We start from the raw sequence: 263 nt of genomic DNA on the forward strand, positions 1-263 counted from the left end.
CCGTCAGGGTCGCCGTCGTTGGCTTTCACATTGATTACCACTGGTGTATTCTTTGGCGTCTCCGTGTTGTCATCCACTACCACGGGTGCATCATTGCCTGCAATGGGCGTCGGTACAATATCCACCGTCACACAAGCTGTGTCTTTCAACCCTTGCGCATTGCTTACTTCGTAGCAGAATACGTCCTCGCCCGTCTTGCCTGGCGTCGGCGTATAAACAAAACTTCCGTCAGGATTTAACGTCACCGTTCCTTTCGTCGGTGG

1 protein-coding gene is annotated in these 263 nt (G+C 52.9%); it reads right to left on the reverse strand.

From position 1 onward, the window contains the following. A partial coding sequence (locus AC23P2_RS31390) for an Ig-like domain-containing protein (RefSeq protein WP_487776837.1) occupies positions 1 to 263 on the reverse strand: 263 nt, incomplete at both ends.

The organism is Runella sp. R0.1_18 (assembly GCF_057652155.1).